This window comes from Caulobacter sp., assembly GCF_035254145.1.
GTDB lineage: Bacteria > Pseudomonadota > Alphaproteobacteria > Caulobacterales > Caulobacteraceae > Caulobacter.
Map to the genome: position 1 here is coordinate 1 of NZ_DATFAV010000348.1, position 14,406 is coordinate 14,406.

12 protein-coding genes are annotated in these 14,406 nt (G+C 68.8%); 5 read left to right on the forward strand and 7 right to left on the reverse strand.

The features are described from left to right. Positions 1 to 1,338 (forward strand): CehA/McbA family metallohydrolase (locus tag VJ655_RS20405; RefSeq protein ID WP_324114334.1); only part of this gene is annotated, 1,338 nt, incomplete at its 5' end. Here VJ655_RS20405 and VJ655_RS20410 read toward each other — a convergent pair. Then, a complete protein-coding gene (locus tag VJ655_RS20410) occupies positions 1,335 to 2,234 on the reverse strand; it encodes a nucleoside hydrolase (protein ID WP_324114336.1) in 900 nt (299 codons plus the stop codon). The genes VJ655_RS20405 and VJ655_RS20410 overlap by 4 nt on opposite strands. Further along, positions 2,231 to 2,881, reverse strand: a complete 651-nt coding sequence (locus VJ655_RS20415) for a phosphoribosylanthranilate isomerase (RefSeq protein ID WP_324114338.1) — start codon at positions 2,879 to 2,881, stop codon at positions 2,231 to 2,233. Before VJ655_RS20415 ends, VJ655_RS20410 begins: the two co-directional genes overlap by 4 nt. Positions 2,882 to 2,963: 82 nt before the next feature. On the opposite strand from VJ655_RS20415, the gene VJ655_RS20420 reads away from it, so the two are divergent. Next, positions 2,964 to 3,797 (forward strand): carbohydrate kinase family protein, encoded by an 834-nt coding sequence (locus tag VJ655_RS20420; protein WP_324114340.1) that lies wholly within the window; start codon positions 2,964 to 2,966, stop codon positions 3,795 to 3,797. A gap of 6 nt (positions 3,798 to 3,803) precedes the next feature. Here the strand turns inward: VJ655_RS20420 and VJ655_RS20425 are convergent, their stop codons facing one another. The 3 genes from VJ655_RS20425 to VJ655_RS20435 are packed head-to-tail and all read right to left on the reverse strand — an operon-like array spanning position 3,804 to position 6,231. After that, entirely contained in the window at positions 3,804 to 4,385 is a 582-nt protein-coding gene (locus VJ655_RS20425; protein ID WP_324114342.1) for a hypothetical protein, read from the reverse strand. Next, positions 4,375 to 4,920: a sigma-70 family RNA polymerase sigma factor gene (locus VJ655_RS20430; RefSeq protein WP_324114344.1), complete on the reverse strand. Its 546-nt coding sequence runs from the start codon at positions 4,918 to 4,920 to the stop codon at positions 4,375 to 4,377. Before VJ655_RS20430 ends, VJ655_RS20425 begins: the two co-directional genes overlap by 11 nt. A gap of 54 nt (positions 4,921 to 4,974) precedes the next feature. Then, complete coding sequence (locus tag VJ655_RS20435; protein WP_324114346.1) at positions 4,975 to 6,231, reverse strand: NupC/NupG family nucleoside CNT transporter; 1,257 nt, start codon at positions 6,229 to 6,231, stop codon at positions 4,975 to 4,977. Between the two features lie 277 nt (positions 6,232 to 6,508). On the opposite strand from VJ655_RS20435, the gene VJ655_RS20440 reads away from it, so the two are divergent. The 3 genes from VJ655_RS20440 (at position 6,509) to VJ655_RS20450 (ending at position 10,990) form a co-directional block, all read left to right on the forward strand. Beyond that, positions 6,509 to 8,863: a TonB-dependent receptor gene (locus VJ655_RS20440; protein ID WP_324114348.1), complete on the forward strand. Its 2,355-nt coding sequence runs from the start codon at positions 6,509 to 6,511 to the stop codon at positions 8,861 to 8,863. A 64-nt stretch (positions 8,864 to 8,927) separates the two neighbouring features. After that, the gene (locus VJ655_RS20445; protein WP_324114350.1) at positions 8,928 to 9,941 is read left to right on the forward strand and encodes a LacI family DNA-binding transcriptional regulator; all 1,014 of its coding nucleotides are present in this window, start codon (positions 8,928 to 8,930) and stop codon (positions 9,939 to 9,941) included. After that, a complete protein-coding gene (locus tag VJ655_RS20450) occupies positions 9,938 to 10,990 on the forward strand; it encodes an esterase-like activity of phytase family protein (protein WP_324114352.1) in 1,053 nt (350 codons plus the stop codon). Before VJ655_RS20445 ends, VJ655_RS20450 begins: the two co-directional genes overlap by 4 nt. 39 nt (positions 10,991 to 11,029) lie before the next feature. On the opposite strand, the gene VJ655_RS20455 is transcribed toward VJ655_RS20450, so the two are convergent. Beyond that, a complete protein-coding gene (locus VJ655_RS20455) occupies positions 11,030 to 11,719 on the reverse strand; it encodes a winged helix-turn-helix domain-containing protein (protein ID WP_324114354.1) in 690 nt (229 codons plus the stop codon). Between the two features lie 7 nt (positions 11,720 to 11,726). Beyond that, positions 11,727 to 14,405 (reverse strand): sensor histidine kinase KdpD, encoded by a 2,679-nt coding sequence (locus tag VJ655_RS20460; protein WP_324114356.1) that lies wholly within the window; start codon positions 14,403 to 14,405, stop codon positions 11,727 to 11,729. Position 14,406: the final 1 nt, after the last annotated feature.

The following is a 14,406-nucleotide window of genomic DNA, read 5'->3' on the forward strand; positions in this document are numbered from 1 at the left end:
GTGACCTTCGCCGTGCCGTCGGGCGTCACGCGGCTGACGGTGGCCTTCGACTATACCGGACGCGAAAACCGGACCGTCGTCGATCTTGGCCTGCTGGACCCCGTCCGCTTTCGAGGCTGGAGCGGCGGGAACAAGAAGAGCTTCTTCGTCTCCACCGAGGCGGCGACTCCCAGCTATCTCCCGGGCCCGCTGCCCGGTGGGAAATGGACCCTGCTCCTGGGCGTGCCCAATGCGCGGCCAAACTCGCGGGCGACCTACGAGGCCAGGATCTGGTTCCAACGTGGAGCCGCGGCGACGCCCGCGATCTTGCCCAAGGGGACGTCGCCGGGCTGGTATCGCGGCGATCTTCACATGCACACCGCCCACAGCGATGGCGGCTGCGCGACCGGAGAGGCCCCACGCGCGCCGTGTCCCGTCTACCGCACCGTCCTGGCCGCTCAGGCCGCCGGCCTCGACTTCATCGCGGTGACCGACCACAACACCACCAGTCAGGCCGAGGCGCTGACCGAACTGCAGCCGTCGTTCCCGGACCTGCTGCTGATGACCGGCCGTGAAGTCACGACCTTCCAGGGCCACGCCAACGTCTTTGGACCCCCGGCCTTCATCGATTTTCGCCTCGGCTCGAAAGCCGTGCCGACCATCCAGAGCCTGCAACGGGCGGTGAAGGCGGCCGGCGGGGTCTTCTCGATCAATCACCCGGCCGTGCCTTCGGGCGAGCAATGCATGGGGTGCGGCTGGACCGCCAAGGACACCGACTATGACGCCGTCCAGGCCATCGAGGTGGCCAACGGCGGCAACGAAAAGGCCCTGGGCGGCTTCGAGGGGATCCTGTCGGGCGTTCCTTTCTGGGAGACGCAGCTGAACCAAGGCCGCCGGATCACCGCCATCGGCGGGAGCGATAACCACGACGCCAGCATCGCCCACGACAAGCCATCGGCCGTTGGTCGTCCCGCGACCGTGATCCATGCCGAAGGACTGTCGAGCGAGGCTATCTTGGCTGGGCTCCGCGCCGGCCGGGTGTTCATCGATCTGGACGGGACCCGCGACCGCATGCTGGACCTCTCGGCGACGGTCGACGGGCGCAGCGCCGTGATGGGCGGCGCCTTGGCGGTCAAGCCAGGCGAGACCGTGGCCTTCGCGGCCAAGGTCGCGGACGTCGATCTCTCGGGTCTCGAAGTCGTCCAGGACGGGACCACGACGAAGCCGGCGATCTCGGCGACGGGCGAGTTCTCGATCCAGATGCCCGCGCGCGCCAGCTGGGTGCGGGTCAATGTCCGCGACGCCGCTGGCCGCCTGCTGCTGATCGGCAACCCGATCTATCTGACCCTTGCTCCCTAGGGTGCGATCGTTCGCAGGAAGTGCTCGACCAGGCCCGGCCCGTCGGCCTCGATCAGGATCCCAACCGGGGTTCCCTCGAGGGCCCAGACCGTTTGGCCGGCGCGCTCGCCGTGCGTCGTCACCGCTACCGGCGCGCGGCGAGATGCGAACAGCTGAGGGCGGGTCAGGCTGATAAGGGCGGCGACGTCGTGCAGCACGCAGCCGTTCAGGCCTTCGTGGCGCGCATAGGCGGCCGCATATCCACGCGTGACCTCACGGACGAAGTCGCCGGCGGCGAAGGCCTGTGCGCTCGAAAGCACGCACGGCCTCGTCGCGTCCAGCGGGACAAGGGTCAGCGGCCAGGGCGCGGCCAGGACCTCGGCGGCGGCTTCTGGATCGTTGTGGACGTTGGCCTCGGCGTATGGAGTGATGTTGCCGCGTTCGAAGGCTCCGCCCATGATCGTCACGCCGGCGACCAGGTCGGCGATGTCGGGCGCGGCGCGTAGGGCCAGCGCGAGGTTGGTCAGCGGGCCAATCGCGACCAGGGTGACGGCGCCCGGGTTGGCGCGGACGATCTCGATGATTCGCTCGTGGGCCTCGCCGTTGTCGGGCGGCGCCAGGTCCAGGCCGGAGAGATCGATGTCGCCCAGGCCGTTGTCGCCATGTACGTGAACCGGCGAAGGTCCGCGCGGACGGCTCAGCGGCGTGGCGGCGCCGCGATGAATGGGGGCGGAGAGGCCCAATCGGGCGCGCAGCCAGAGCGCGTTGCGGGTGGTGGTCTCGACGTCGGCGTTGCCGAACACCGTCGTGATCGCCACCAGTCGCAGGTCAGGGCGAGCGCGCAAATAGAGCAGAGCCAGGGCGTCGTCGACGCCAGGGTCGGTGTCGAGGATCACCAGCCTAGGCGAGGCGCTCATCCGTAGACCGCGCGGCAGACCGCCTCGCACTTGGCCAGGTCGAAGAAGCCGTCGGTGCGTACGCCTGACTCCATGTCGATCCAGTAGAGCGCGCCTTCGGGCGCGGCGATGCGAGCCAGGATGTCACCGACCGTGTCGGGACCGATGCCGCCGGAATAGCCGCCGAACGGACCGTCGGCGGCGGGCGGGGCTGGCCAGCGATCGGGGCGGGCGCCCGTGCCGAACGAGACGTCGAACAGCCAGTCGACGCCAGTCTCGGCCGGAAAGTCACCCTGGCTCTGCAACACCGCCCGCACGCCCAGGCGTCGGCTATAGTCGCGGGCGGCGGCGGCTTGGGTAGCGTCGCTGCCCTGGAAGCCGTGATTGATCTGCACGCGCTGAACTCCGCCGGGGGCGAGGGGCGCGGTCATCGGATCGGCCACGATCGCTCTAGCCGCCGCGCCGCAGACATGGGCGGCCCAGCGCAGCTCGCGCGCGGCCAGCAGGGCGGTGCGGGTTATGGCGTTGGGAAACAGCGCCTTGTCCTCCTGCGCCGGGTCGACCAGCAGGCCCCACTCGATCGGATAGCGGCTCGACAGGCGCAGCATGCCCGGCAGGAGGTCGGGGTGATCGACGCCCGTGAAGGCGATGAAACAAGGCGGTTGCATGGCGCGATCCGAGAGCGAATTGTCCTTGCAAACTAACAAGTGAAACGTTTCAGTCAAGCGAGCGAGCAGAGGAGTTTTCGGCATGGTGGCGGTGGTGGTCGCGGGCTTTGCGACGATCGACTACGTGGCGCGGGTCGAGGGCGACTTCACAGGGCGCGGCACGCTGCTGATGCGCCAGGGCGCGGAGGATGCCTGGCCCCGCGCGGGCGGCGCGGCGCTGTTCGCCGGCGCCGCCCTGGCCCGTGCGGGCGTCGCGGCCGCGCCCCTGGCTTGGATCGGCGATGATGGTGATGGCGAGACCTATCGGGAGGCCTGCCGTCAGGCGGGTGTTTCGCTGGAGGGAGTGGCGACCATGGCCGGCGCGTCCTCGACCCGTTGCCTGCTGATCTACAACGCCGACGGGACCTACGGTTGCCTGCTGCGGCCGGGGGCGGCCCTCCTGACCGAGGGCCAGCGCCGTCTGGTTCTTGGGACTTCATGGTTGGTCGCCGCCGCCGGACCGCCCGAGATCCTGCGCGAGCTGCTGGACGCGGTCTTGCCGTCGACCCGGCTGGTCTGGATCGCCAAGGACGACCCTGCCTGCTTCCCGCCGGACCTGGTGGCGCGACTGTCGCGGCGGGCCGATGTCGTGTTTTGCAACGCCGGCGAGCGCGCCTGGCTGGAGGCGGGCCGAGAGGACCCGGCGCCGGCCGGGCAGCTGCTGTTCGAGACGCGCGGCGGGGGAGGCGTGAGGGTCGAGGGGGCGGGGGAGGCGTTTCAGCTTCCAGTCGTCGCCCTGGCCGTCGACGACGCCACCGGCGCGGGCGACACCTTCGCGGGAGCGGCCCTGGCCGCCTTGATCCATGGCGGCTCATCCCGCGTGGCGGCGGAGGCCGGGATCGCGGCGGCGGGAACGCTGCTGAAGGGTAGGCGATGACGGGGCCTAGAGCGGGTCCAACTCGTCGATCCGCTTCTGCAACCGCTTGGCGCCCCACTGGTTCAGCGCCCAGACAAGGACGAAGAACAGGGCCATCACCGCGCTGGTGACGAGAATGATCAGGTGGTCGGTCTCGATCGAGCGTCCGCGTGTGTGCGCCTGGAACCACCGGCCTGCGATCACCAAGGCCAGGCCAGGGACGAACGGCGCCAGGTACCAGCGGCCGACCGTGCGCAAGGCGTCGCGCTGACGGATCAACTCCTGGCGGTGGAAGTCGACGATCGGCGCGCCACCCTCCGGCACGGCCCGCGCCGAAGCCATCCTGTGCAGGTGGCGCAGCACCATGACCGTCGCGACGATGATCAGCGCCGCGCCGCCCTGCATCATCCAACTGCTTTTGTGCAGCAGCACTGGCGCGAAGCCCAGGATCACGAGGACTCCGGCGACGTATTCGGTCAGGTTACGGCGGCGGACCTTGCGCTGCATCGTTCGCGCCCGCTGGTGGATCTCGGCCAGGGTCATCGGCTCATGCTCCGTGGGTTGGGCTCGCCACAGAGCCCCAAGGTCGTCGGAGGGATCACCGGTCATCGGGACCTCCCTGGTTGATGCGGTGGACGAGAACGGTCTTGAGGCGCGAGAGCTTGGTGGCCACGGCCCCCGCCGACAGGCCGCAGATCTCGCCGATAGCCCGCGCCTCCAGGCCTTCCAGATAGAGCAGCACGATCTGTCGGTCGGGCGCGGCCAGGGTCTGGACCAGTGTCGTCAGCCGCGCCACGGCATGGCGCTCGGCGACCTGCAACTCGGGATCGGGCTGGCCCGGATCGGCGAAGGCTTCCAGTTCGTCGAGGGTCAGAAGCTTGCCTTGCCGCGCGCGGCGGGCGTGCGAGGCGGCCACGTTGTGGGCCACGCGATACATCCAGGTCCGCTCCGAGCAGCGGTCGTCGAACCGCGCGAAGCTGCGCCAGAGCGCGATGTGGATCTCCTGCAGCAGGTCCCGTCGCTGCTCGGGATTGGCCTCGGAGGCGCGCGCCAGGCGCTCCAGCGCCGGACCAAAGGCGGCCGCGACGCGGGCGTAGCGCTCGTCCTGCGGGGTTTTCGAAGAAGAAGGGATCGGATCGCCCATGCCCTAGTTAGTCGCCGCCCGCGGCCATGTCTTACAGCGGCGGGCGAAATGGCGTCACCCTCCGATCAGCCCCATGATCGTCGCGGTCATGCAGATGGTCAGGAACGCCGCCGCCAGGGCCTTGAAGCCCAGTTCGACGACCTCGCCGACCTTGTCGGGGGCCATCGACGACAGGCTGCCGATCAGGATCGCGACGCTGCCGACATTGCCGAAGCTGCCGAGCGCGTAGGTCAGGATCAGCAGGCTCTTGGGCGTGAGCGCGCCGGGAGGCAGGGCCATCATGTCGCTGTAGGCCACCACCTCGTTGGCGGCGACCTTGGTTCCGAGAATCGCGCCGACGGTCTGCAGGTCCGAGAGCGGCGCCCCGGTCAGCCAGACGATCGGCGTCAGCAGCCAGCCGAGGATCGCACCGAGCGTCAGCGGCGCTCCAGCATGCGGAAGAGAGCCCAGCCCCATGTTGATCAGGGCGATCAAGCCGACGAAGACGATCAGCAGGCCGGCGATGTTCGCCACCATCTTCACCGCGTCCAGCGTGCCGAAGGTCAGGGCCTCCAGGCTGCTGCGATAGGGGCTGGCCAGCACGATCGGCTCATGCGCCGAGGAGGGCGCATCACCGGGAATGATCAATCTCGCCATGCCGATCGCCATGGGCGTGCTGATCAGCGAAGCGATCAGGAGGTGGCTGAAGGCGCCCGGCACCTTGGCCGAGATCAGCGAGCCCAGCACGATCATCATCGAACCACCGATCACCGACAGGCCGTCGACCATGATGATGAAGATCTCGGCGCGGGTCAGGCGCGGCAGGAACGGCTTCACCAGCAGCGGCGCCTCGACCATCCCCAAGAACACGCAGGCCGAGGTGGAGACCCCGACCGGACCGCTGACGCCGAACAGCTTGCCAAACGCCCAAGCCGCCGCGCGGACGATCCAGATCAGCACCCTCCAGTGCCACAAGAGGGCCGACAGCGCCCCGACCAGCAGGATGGCCGGCAGGGCCTGGAAGGCGAAGATGAAGGCCGCGCCCGGATCCTCGATGCTGAACGGCGCGCGGCCGCCCCCGAGATAGCCGAACATGAAGCTGGAGCCGGCCCTGGACGCGGCCTGCAGGGCGTCGACCACGTGGGTGGCGGCGGCGAAGGCGGCTGTGATCGCCGGGACCTTGGTCAGCAGCAGGGCCAGGGCGAGCTGACAGGAGAGGCCGATCAGTACGGGCCGCCAGGGCAGGGCGCGCCGGTTCTCCGACAGCAGCCAACCCAGCGCCAGGAACACGACGACGCCCAGCAGCGCCCGCGCGGTTTCGTTGTCCGGCATGTCCCCTCCGACCCCGAGTTCGTCGACTCTATAGAGTGAAACGTTTCAAGGAAAGTCGCGTAATCCGAGGTCGGACGCCATCGGTAGAATGCCGCTCGCGGTCGAGCGCAGTGGGGCGAACGCTCGAAAAACCCACACGATAGCAAAGGGTGGTGCACGAAATGGCGCCACATCGGGTCTCGCCGCCTGTGATGAAATTGTCATTGAACTTGAATATGAAACGTTTCACTAAATAGTGCCGACATCCGCCGAGGCGGACTTGAAGGGGGCTTTGAACATGAAGACGTCCATCTGGCTGGCTTCGAGCGCGTTGTGCCTGGTGATGGCCGCGCCCGCCATGGCGCAACAGACGGCGCCGACCGCCGACACCATCGACGAGGTCGTGGTCACCGCCGAGCGGTTTGGCTCGGGCCTGGCCCGCGCGACCTTCACGATCGGCGCCGAGGACATCCAGGAACGTCCGCTGGGCGCGGAGATCACCCAGGCTCTAATCAAGGTTCCGGGCGTCCAGGTCTCGACCGGCGACGCGCGTGGCGGCAGCTTCTCGTTCGAGATCTACATGCGCGGCCTGGGCGACGAGCAGATCGGCCTGACGCTGGACGGCATCCCGACCGGCGACAGCCGCTTCAACGGCGGCTCGCCGCCGCAGCGGTTCATCGAGAGCAGCAATATCGGCAAGATCACCGTCTCGCAGAGCGCGGGCGACATCGGCGCGCCGTCGCGCTTCGCCCTGGGCGGCTTCATCGACTTCGTCACCGACGCGCCGCGCAAGGACTTCGGGGGCACGGTCGAGGCCGGCGTCGGCTCGTTCGACTTCCGCCGGATCTACGGCCGGATCGACAGCGGTGAGATCGCGCCGGGCCTTTCGGGCTACCTGACCTATTCGCACCAGGAGAACGACATCTGGGCGGGGCGCAAGAGCCGGGGCAGCGAGCGCGACCACTACGAGCTGAAGGTCGTCAAGAACTTCGACAACGGCTCGTTCGTGAAGGGCCGCGTCTCGTACAACGACCAGACCGACAACGACTTCAACATCGTCACCAAGGGCGAGTTCAAGGCGTCGCCGCGCAGCGACCGGGCTCTGGACGCCATCACCGGGATTCCGGCCAAGGACGTCGACTTCGGCGGAGCCCTGGGCGGTTGGCGCAAGGACTGGCTGGGCTACGCCAATAGCCACTTCGTGCTCGGCGACACGCTCAGCCTCGACGTCAATCCCTACTACCAGAACCTCAAGGGCGAGTCGTTCCGCTACCAGGATCGCCAGCGCATCCTGACGGGTGGCGATCCGCGCGCGGTGAGCGGCTACAACGCCAATGGCGGGGCGGTGCGTCCGACCCTGACCACCCTGCGCAACAGCAATGTGGTCGGCGGTCCGGCCGACATGCGGGTCACGCCGCGCGACCGTGATCGCTATGGCGTGACCGGCGAGCTCAAGGCGCGCTTCGGCGGGCAATCCTTGCGCTTCGGCGGCTGGTGGGAAGGTGGCGACTCCACGGAGAAACGCAACTTCTACCCGATCCTCAGCTCGGCCCAGAGCATCGCCTACGACCGCGCCAAGCTGAACTATGTCGAGTACGAGCGCTCGGCCTCGGTCGAGACCACCATGCTGTACGCCCAGGACGAGTTCCGGGCCCTGAACGACAAGCTGAAGGTCGATCTGGGCCTGACCTGGTACGACGTGAAGTACGACGCCAAGTCGCCGCTGGAGTACAAGGCCAACGTCAAGTTCTCGCAGCATTCGGACATCAATCCGAAGGTTGGCGCGACCTACCAGCTCACCCAGGACTGGGAGCTGTTCGGCGGCTACGCCAAGAACTTCGCCGGCATTCCCGAGGACGCCTTCCTAGGCTCGACCGCGGTGATCAGCCCCAAGGACCTCGACCCGGTCGAGACCGAGAACCTGGACCTGGGTCTGCGCTTCGTGAAGCCGAACATGGCCTTCTCGATCCAGGCCTATGACGTCGATCTCAAGAACAACGTCGGCATCGTGCCGCGCGACCCGACGGCCGCCCTTGATCCCGACGAGGTCGTGCGCGGCAACGTCGCGACCAAGGCTGTCAACATCGCCGGGATCAAGACCAAGGGCATGGAGCTGACCGGCTACTACGACTTCGGCTTGGTCGATTTCTACGGCTCGTATTCGCGCCAGGACGCCAAGCACGACAATCCGGCCGTTGGCAGCGCCGCGCGCAAGGCCCTGGCCGCCGTCGCCGTGATCGGCGGGGCGGGCGTGCGCGACATTCCCAAGAACAGCTTCTTCGGCCAGATCGGCTGGAAGCCGCTGACCGGGCTGAAGATCGACGCCAACGTCCGTTATGTCGGCGACCGCGTCGGCGGCCACATCGTGGCGCCCACCACCTTCCAGGAAATCGGCGTCGAAATGATCGACGGCTACACCCTGGTGGGGCTGGCGGCGACCTATGACCTGAAGCGGGCTGGGGGGCCGGACCTGCGGTTCCAGTTCAACGTCGATAACCTGTTCGACGAGGAGTACATCGGCGCGGTCAGCGGCTCGACCGCCACCCAGCCGGAGTTCGGCTACACGGCGGCGACGCCGAACAATCGCACCTTGGACCGCTACTTCGTCGGCATGCCGCGCACCTACACCGTCTCGGTGCGAGCGAGGTTCTAGAACCCCGTTCTTGACGCTCGCCCTGAAAGCTTTCACCTCCAGGGCGAGCAACGGAATCCAGAGCATGGCCAAGAGCGAACCGCCGCCGATCGATCCACCCCGCAGGGCCACGCTCAAGGAGGTCGCCAAGGCCGCCGGCGTGTCGCTGGCCAGCGCCTCCTACGCGATCAACGGGGCCGGCTCGGTGGGGGAGGCGACGCGCGAGCACATCCTCAAGGTCGCCGCCGAGCTGGGCTATCGGCCCAATCAGAGCGCCAAGGCCATGAAGACCGGCAAGACCGGGGCGATCGGCCTGATCCTGCCGGACCTGACCAACCCGTTCTTCCCCAGCCTTGCCCAGGGGGTGATCCAGGCCGCGCGGGCTCACGGCTACAGCGTCTTCCTGACTGACACCGAGGGCTCGGCCGAGGCCGAGCAGCGCGCGGTCAGCCTCCTGATCGACCACGGAGTCGATGGAGTGATCTGGTTTCCGATCGCCGACGACGGCCCGGTCGGCAAGCTGATCGAGGGCGTGCCTACAGTCGTCCTGGATCGCAACCTGCCGGGCTACGACGTCATCCAGGCCGACTATGTGGAGGGGGGGCGGCTGGCCGCCGAGCACCTGATCGCGGCGGGCCATGTGAACATCGGGGTGATCTCGGGTCCCCATGCCGCCTCCAGCGCCCGCCAGCGGGCCGAGGGGGCGATCGCCGCCATTCGCGAAAGGGCCAACCTGACGTGGCACGTCCACAACGCCTTCTCGCTGGACCTGGAGCCGGCCGTCGCCGAGGCCCTGGAGCGCCGGACCGCCACGGCGGTGATCGCCGGCGCTGACCTGATCGCCATCGGGGCCATGCGCCACATCCGGTCGATGGGTCTTTCAGTTCCGGGTGACGTCTCGGTGGTCGGGTTCGACGACATTCCCTGGGCGCAGCTGCACATGCCGGCCCTGACCACGATCGACATGCCGGTCGAGGACATGGCCGCCGCCGCCGTCGAGACCCTGATCCGCCGCATGAGCGCCCGAAGTGAGCCGCGCCGACGCGTGGTGTTCAACGTCGAGCTGATCGCCCGCGATTCCGTGCGCATCCTGACATGAGCCTCGGCGCGCTGCTTGGTCTGGCGCTGAGCCTGAAGCTGATCGGGACGCTCGACCTGCCCAAGGACCTTACGGTCGACGGCGCGCCGCTCGGCGGTGTTTCGGGCGTCGACTACGACAGGCGGACCGGCGATTGGCTGATGATTTCCGACGATCGCTCGGACAAGGCGCCGGCGCGGTTTTTCGTGGGGCGGCTGGACTACGACGCGCATGGCGTGAAGGGGCTGCGGCTCACCGGCCAAGTCCCCTTGCGCCAACCGGACGGCTCGACCTTCGCCGGAAGCCGGAGCCCGTCCGGCGAACGGGTCGACGCCGAGGCTCTGCGCATTGATCCGCGGACGAGCGAACTGGTCTGGACGAGCGAGGGCGACGCCGCGCGCGGTTTTGACCCCTCGTTGCGGCGCATGAATCGCGCCGGCGCGTGGCGCGGGACCATTTCAACCCCGCCCGCCTTCCGCTTCGATCCGGCGAAGGCCGAGGGAGCTCGGCCCAACCAGACCTTCGAGGGCGTCAGTTTCTCACCGGGCGGACGGTGGCTGTGGCTGGCGATGGAAGCGCCGCTGGTCGAGGACGGGGCGGTCAGCACCGTCGCACAAGGCGGCGTCACCCGGATCACGCGCCTTGATCGGTCCGGTCGCGTGATGGCGCAATACGCCTATCGCCTCGACCCGGTTCAGGCCGCCGCCCTGCACAGGGGCGACAATGGGGTCAGTGAAATCCTGGCCGTCGACGACCGCCGGCTGCTGGTGTTGGAACGCTCTGGAGTCGAGGGCGAGCCTGGGCGGTTCGCCTTTCATTGCCGCCTCTATCTCGTCGACCTCGCCACGGGGCAGGACATCGCCGGACGCCGGAGTCTGCTCGGCGCGACGCCGCGCACATTGGCCAAGCGGCTGCTCGTCAACTTCGATCACGTCCCCGGCGGTGCGGTCAATCTCGAGGCCATGACCTGGGGACGGGAGCTCGGTGGAAAGCGGACGCTCGTGCTGCTGGCCGACGATAACTTCGCGACGGACCAGGCGCAGCGCGTCCTGGTGTTCGGGGTGCGTTGAGGATTGGCGAGATCGGTCCCGTGAAGGCGATCTGGCGCCCTAGCCCAAGAGCCGATAGCCCACGCCCGGCTCGGTCAGGATCAGCGTGGGTCGGCTGGGATCGCGCTCCAGCTTCTGACGTAGCTGGCCGACGAACACGCGCAGATATTGGGTGTCCTGGGCATGAGCGGCGCCCCAGACGCCGGTCAGGAGCTCCTTGTGGGTGAGCACCTTGCCGGGAGACAAGGCGAGGCGGGTCAGCAGCTCGAACTCCTTCGGCGACAGTTTCACGGCCTCGTCGGCCTTGGTGACCAGTCGTCGGTCCAGGTCGATGACGACGTCGCCGAACGAAAGCGGTCCGGCCGGTCGCCGCGGGGCGCCCGACAGCCGTAACGCCGCCCGAAGCCTGGCCAGCAGCTCGCCGACGCCGAACGGCTTTTCGACATAGTCGTTGGCCCCTCGGTCGAGGGCTTCGATCTTCTCGACCTCGCGATCACGTGCCGAGAGGATCAGGATCGGCCCCTCGTAGAAGGCCCGCGCCTTCTCCAGCACGTCCTTACCGTCCATGTCGGGCAGGCCCAGGTCGAGGACCACGGCGTCCGGCGACCACAGAGCGATGCCGCGAAGGCCCTCCTGGCCGCTGTCGGCGCGTAGGGCCTCATAACCGGCCGCGTCGAGGGCGGGGCCCAGGAAGCGGTGGATCTGCGGTTCGTCGTCGATGACGAGAATGCGGTGGCGAAGCGCGCTCATGGCGCTGTCATAGCAGATGATGCGGAGTCGCCACCGCCTTTGGCAGGCTGATCAGGATCCGCGTTCCCTTGCCGTCGTGGATCGGGCTGGCGGCGGCGATGCGGCCGCCCAGGGCGTCGATGAACCCCTTGGCGATCGACAGGCCAAGGCCCGCGCCCTGACTGCGGTCGCTGGGTTCTTCCATGCGCCGGAACTTGTCGAACACCCGCTCCAGCTCGGACGGCGGGATTCCGCGCCCCTCGTCCTCGATGCTGATCACGACGTTCGCGCGGTCCTCGTAAGCGGCCATCTCGATGCGCGCCCCCGGCGGGCTGTAGGCGATGGCGTTCTCCAGCACGTTGACCACCACTTGCTCCAGCAGGCTGGCGTCGGCCTGGATCAGCGACAGCGCCTGCGGGTAGTCGCGCGACAGGGTTCGGCCGCCCAAGCGGCGCGCCACGCGCGCGGCGGCGGCGTTGAGCACGTTCCGCGCGTCGATCCAATCGGTGCGCAGCCGCAGGGCGCCGCCTTCGATGCGGGTCATGTCCAGCAGGTTGGCGACATAGCGGTTCAGGCGCTCGGCCTCCTCGCGGATGCTGACGACCAGGTCCTCGCGCACCGGCTTGGCCAGCTTGTCGCCGTACTCGATCAAAGTCGTCGAGGCGCCCAGCACCGTCGACAGCGGCGTGCGCAGGTCGTGGCTGACCGAGTTCATCAGCGCCGAGCGGAAGCGGTCGGCGCGGCGCAGGGTCTCGGCCTCGACAGCCTCGGAGGCCAGTTGCGACCGCTCCAACGCCACCGCGCCCTGTTCCAGCAGAGCCAGCACCAGGCGCTCGAGGTCGGAGCCGGGCGGGGCGAGGCCCGCCTCGACACCGGCCACGCCGGTGCGGGCGCGCACCCCGTCCAGCGGCCAGAAGGTCCAGCGCGCCTGGGGCAGGGTGCCGGTGCCGGAGCCGGCCGGCTCTCCCTTCTCCCAGGCCCAGCGCGCGGCGGCCATCTGGGCGGCGTCCAGGGACTCGAGGCTGGGCGAACCGAAGGCCGGCGCGATCTCGTCGCCCTCGGGCAACAGGACCAGGGCGCGCCCGCCGGCGGCGGCCGAGACCTGTTCGGCGAGGGCCCGGGCCACGGCGCCCCGGCCGGTGGCCGCCGACAGGGTGCGGCTGGCGGCGAGCAGGGTCGTCACGGCGGCGGCGCGGCGTTGAGAGCCCAGGGCCTGGTCCCGCACGCGTCCGGCCAAGCCGCCCGACGCCAGGGCCACGGCCCAGAACACGATCAGGGTGATGAAGTCCGTCGGCGCCCCGATGGCCAGGCTGTAGCGTGGTTCGAGGAACAGATAGTTGTAGACTAAGAAGGCCACGGTCGCGGCGGCGAGGGCTGGGCGCAGGCCGTGCAGGACGCCCGCCGCCAACACGGCGGCCAGGAAGATCATTCCGAGATCGGCGCGGTCAAAGGTGACGTCCAGTCCCCAGGCGACGAGGGTCGCGGCGGCGATGAACAGGGCGCCGACCGCATAGCCGCGCCAGCGAACCGCGCCGCTTACCTTGCGAGACGCGGCCTGGCGTTCGTGGGCCACGCCCGTGACGACATGGACCGCTTCCCCGCGGGCCTCGCGCAGCAGGGCCGACGCCAGGGACCTTCCCGTGATCTCGCGCCAGCGATTCTCGATCGACTTACCGATGACGATCTGGGTGACGTTGTTGCGGCGCGCATAGGCCATCACCGTCGCGACGATGTCCCCACCTGTCAGGGCCACTGTCGCGCCACCGAGCTGTCCGGCCAGGCGGTAGGCCTCCCGCAGCCTTGCCGTGTCGCCTTCTCCGGTCAGCGGGCGGTCGGTCCGCTCGACATGCGCGACGGTCCAGGGGGCGTCCATCATCATGTCCGAAAGACGCCGGCCGGCCCGCACCAGGGTCGCCGCCATCGCGTCGCCGCCGACCAGGACCAGGATCCGTTCGCCCGCCGCCCAGGGGCCTTCGACGCCCTTTTCGCGCATGGTGGCGACGAGCTGGTCGTCGACCGTCTGGGCCGCGCGGCGCAGGGCCAGTTCGCGCAGCGCGGTAAGGTTCTCGACCTTGAAGAAGTTGTCGGCCGCCAGGCGCGCCGTCTCGGGGACATAGACCTTGCCCGCCGCCATCCGCTCGCGCAGTTCGTCCGGCGTGATGTCGACCAGCTCGATGTCGTCGGCGCGGGAGAGGGCGCTGTCGGGAACGGTCTCGCGCTGGCGAACGCTCGTGATCCGCTGAACGACGTCGACCAGGCTTTCCAGGTGCTGGACGTTCAGCGTCGTCCAGACGTCGACGCCGGCGGCCAGCAGTTCCTCGACGTCCTGCCACCGCTTGGGGTGCCGCGAGCCGATCGCGTTGGAGTGGGCGTATTCGTCGACCAGCAGGATCTTCGGCCTGCGCGCCAGGGCCGCGTCGATGTCGAATTCCATCTGGACGCGGCCGCCGTGTTCGATCGGCTTGCGGGGCAGAACGTCCATGCCACGCAAGAGACTCTCGGTCTCGCGCCGGCCGTGGGTCTCGACCACGCCGATCAGGACGTCCGCGCCCTCGGCCTTCCGGCGCCGGGCGGCGCGCAGCATCTCGTAGGTCTTGCCCACGCCCGGCGCCATGCCCAGAAACACCTTGAGGCGCCCCCGGCGCGCCTTGTTGGCGGCGGCCAGGAGCGCCTCGGGATCGGGCCGCTTGGGTTCTTCTGAAACCAAA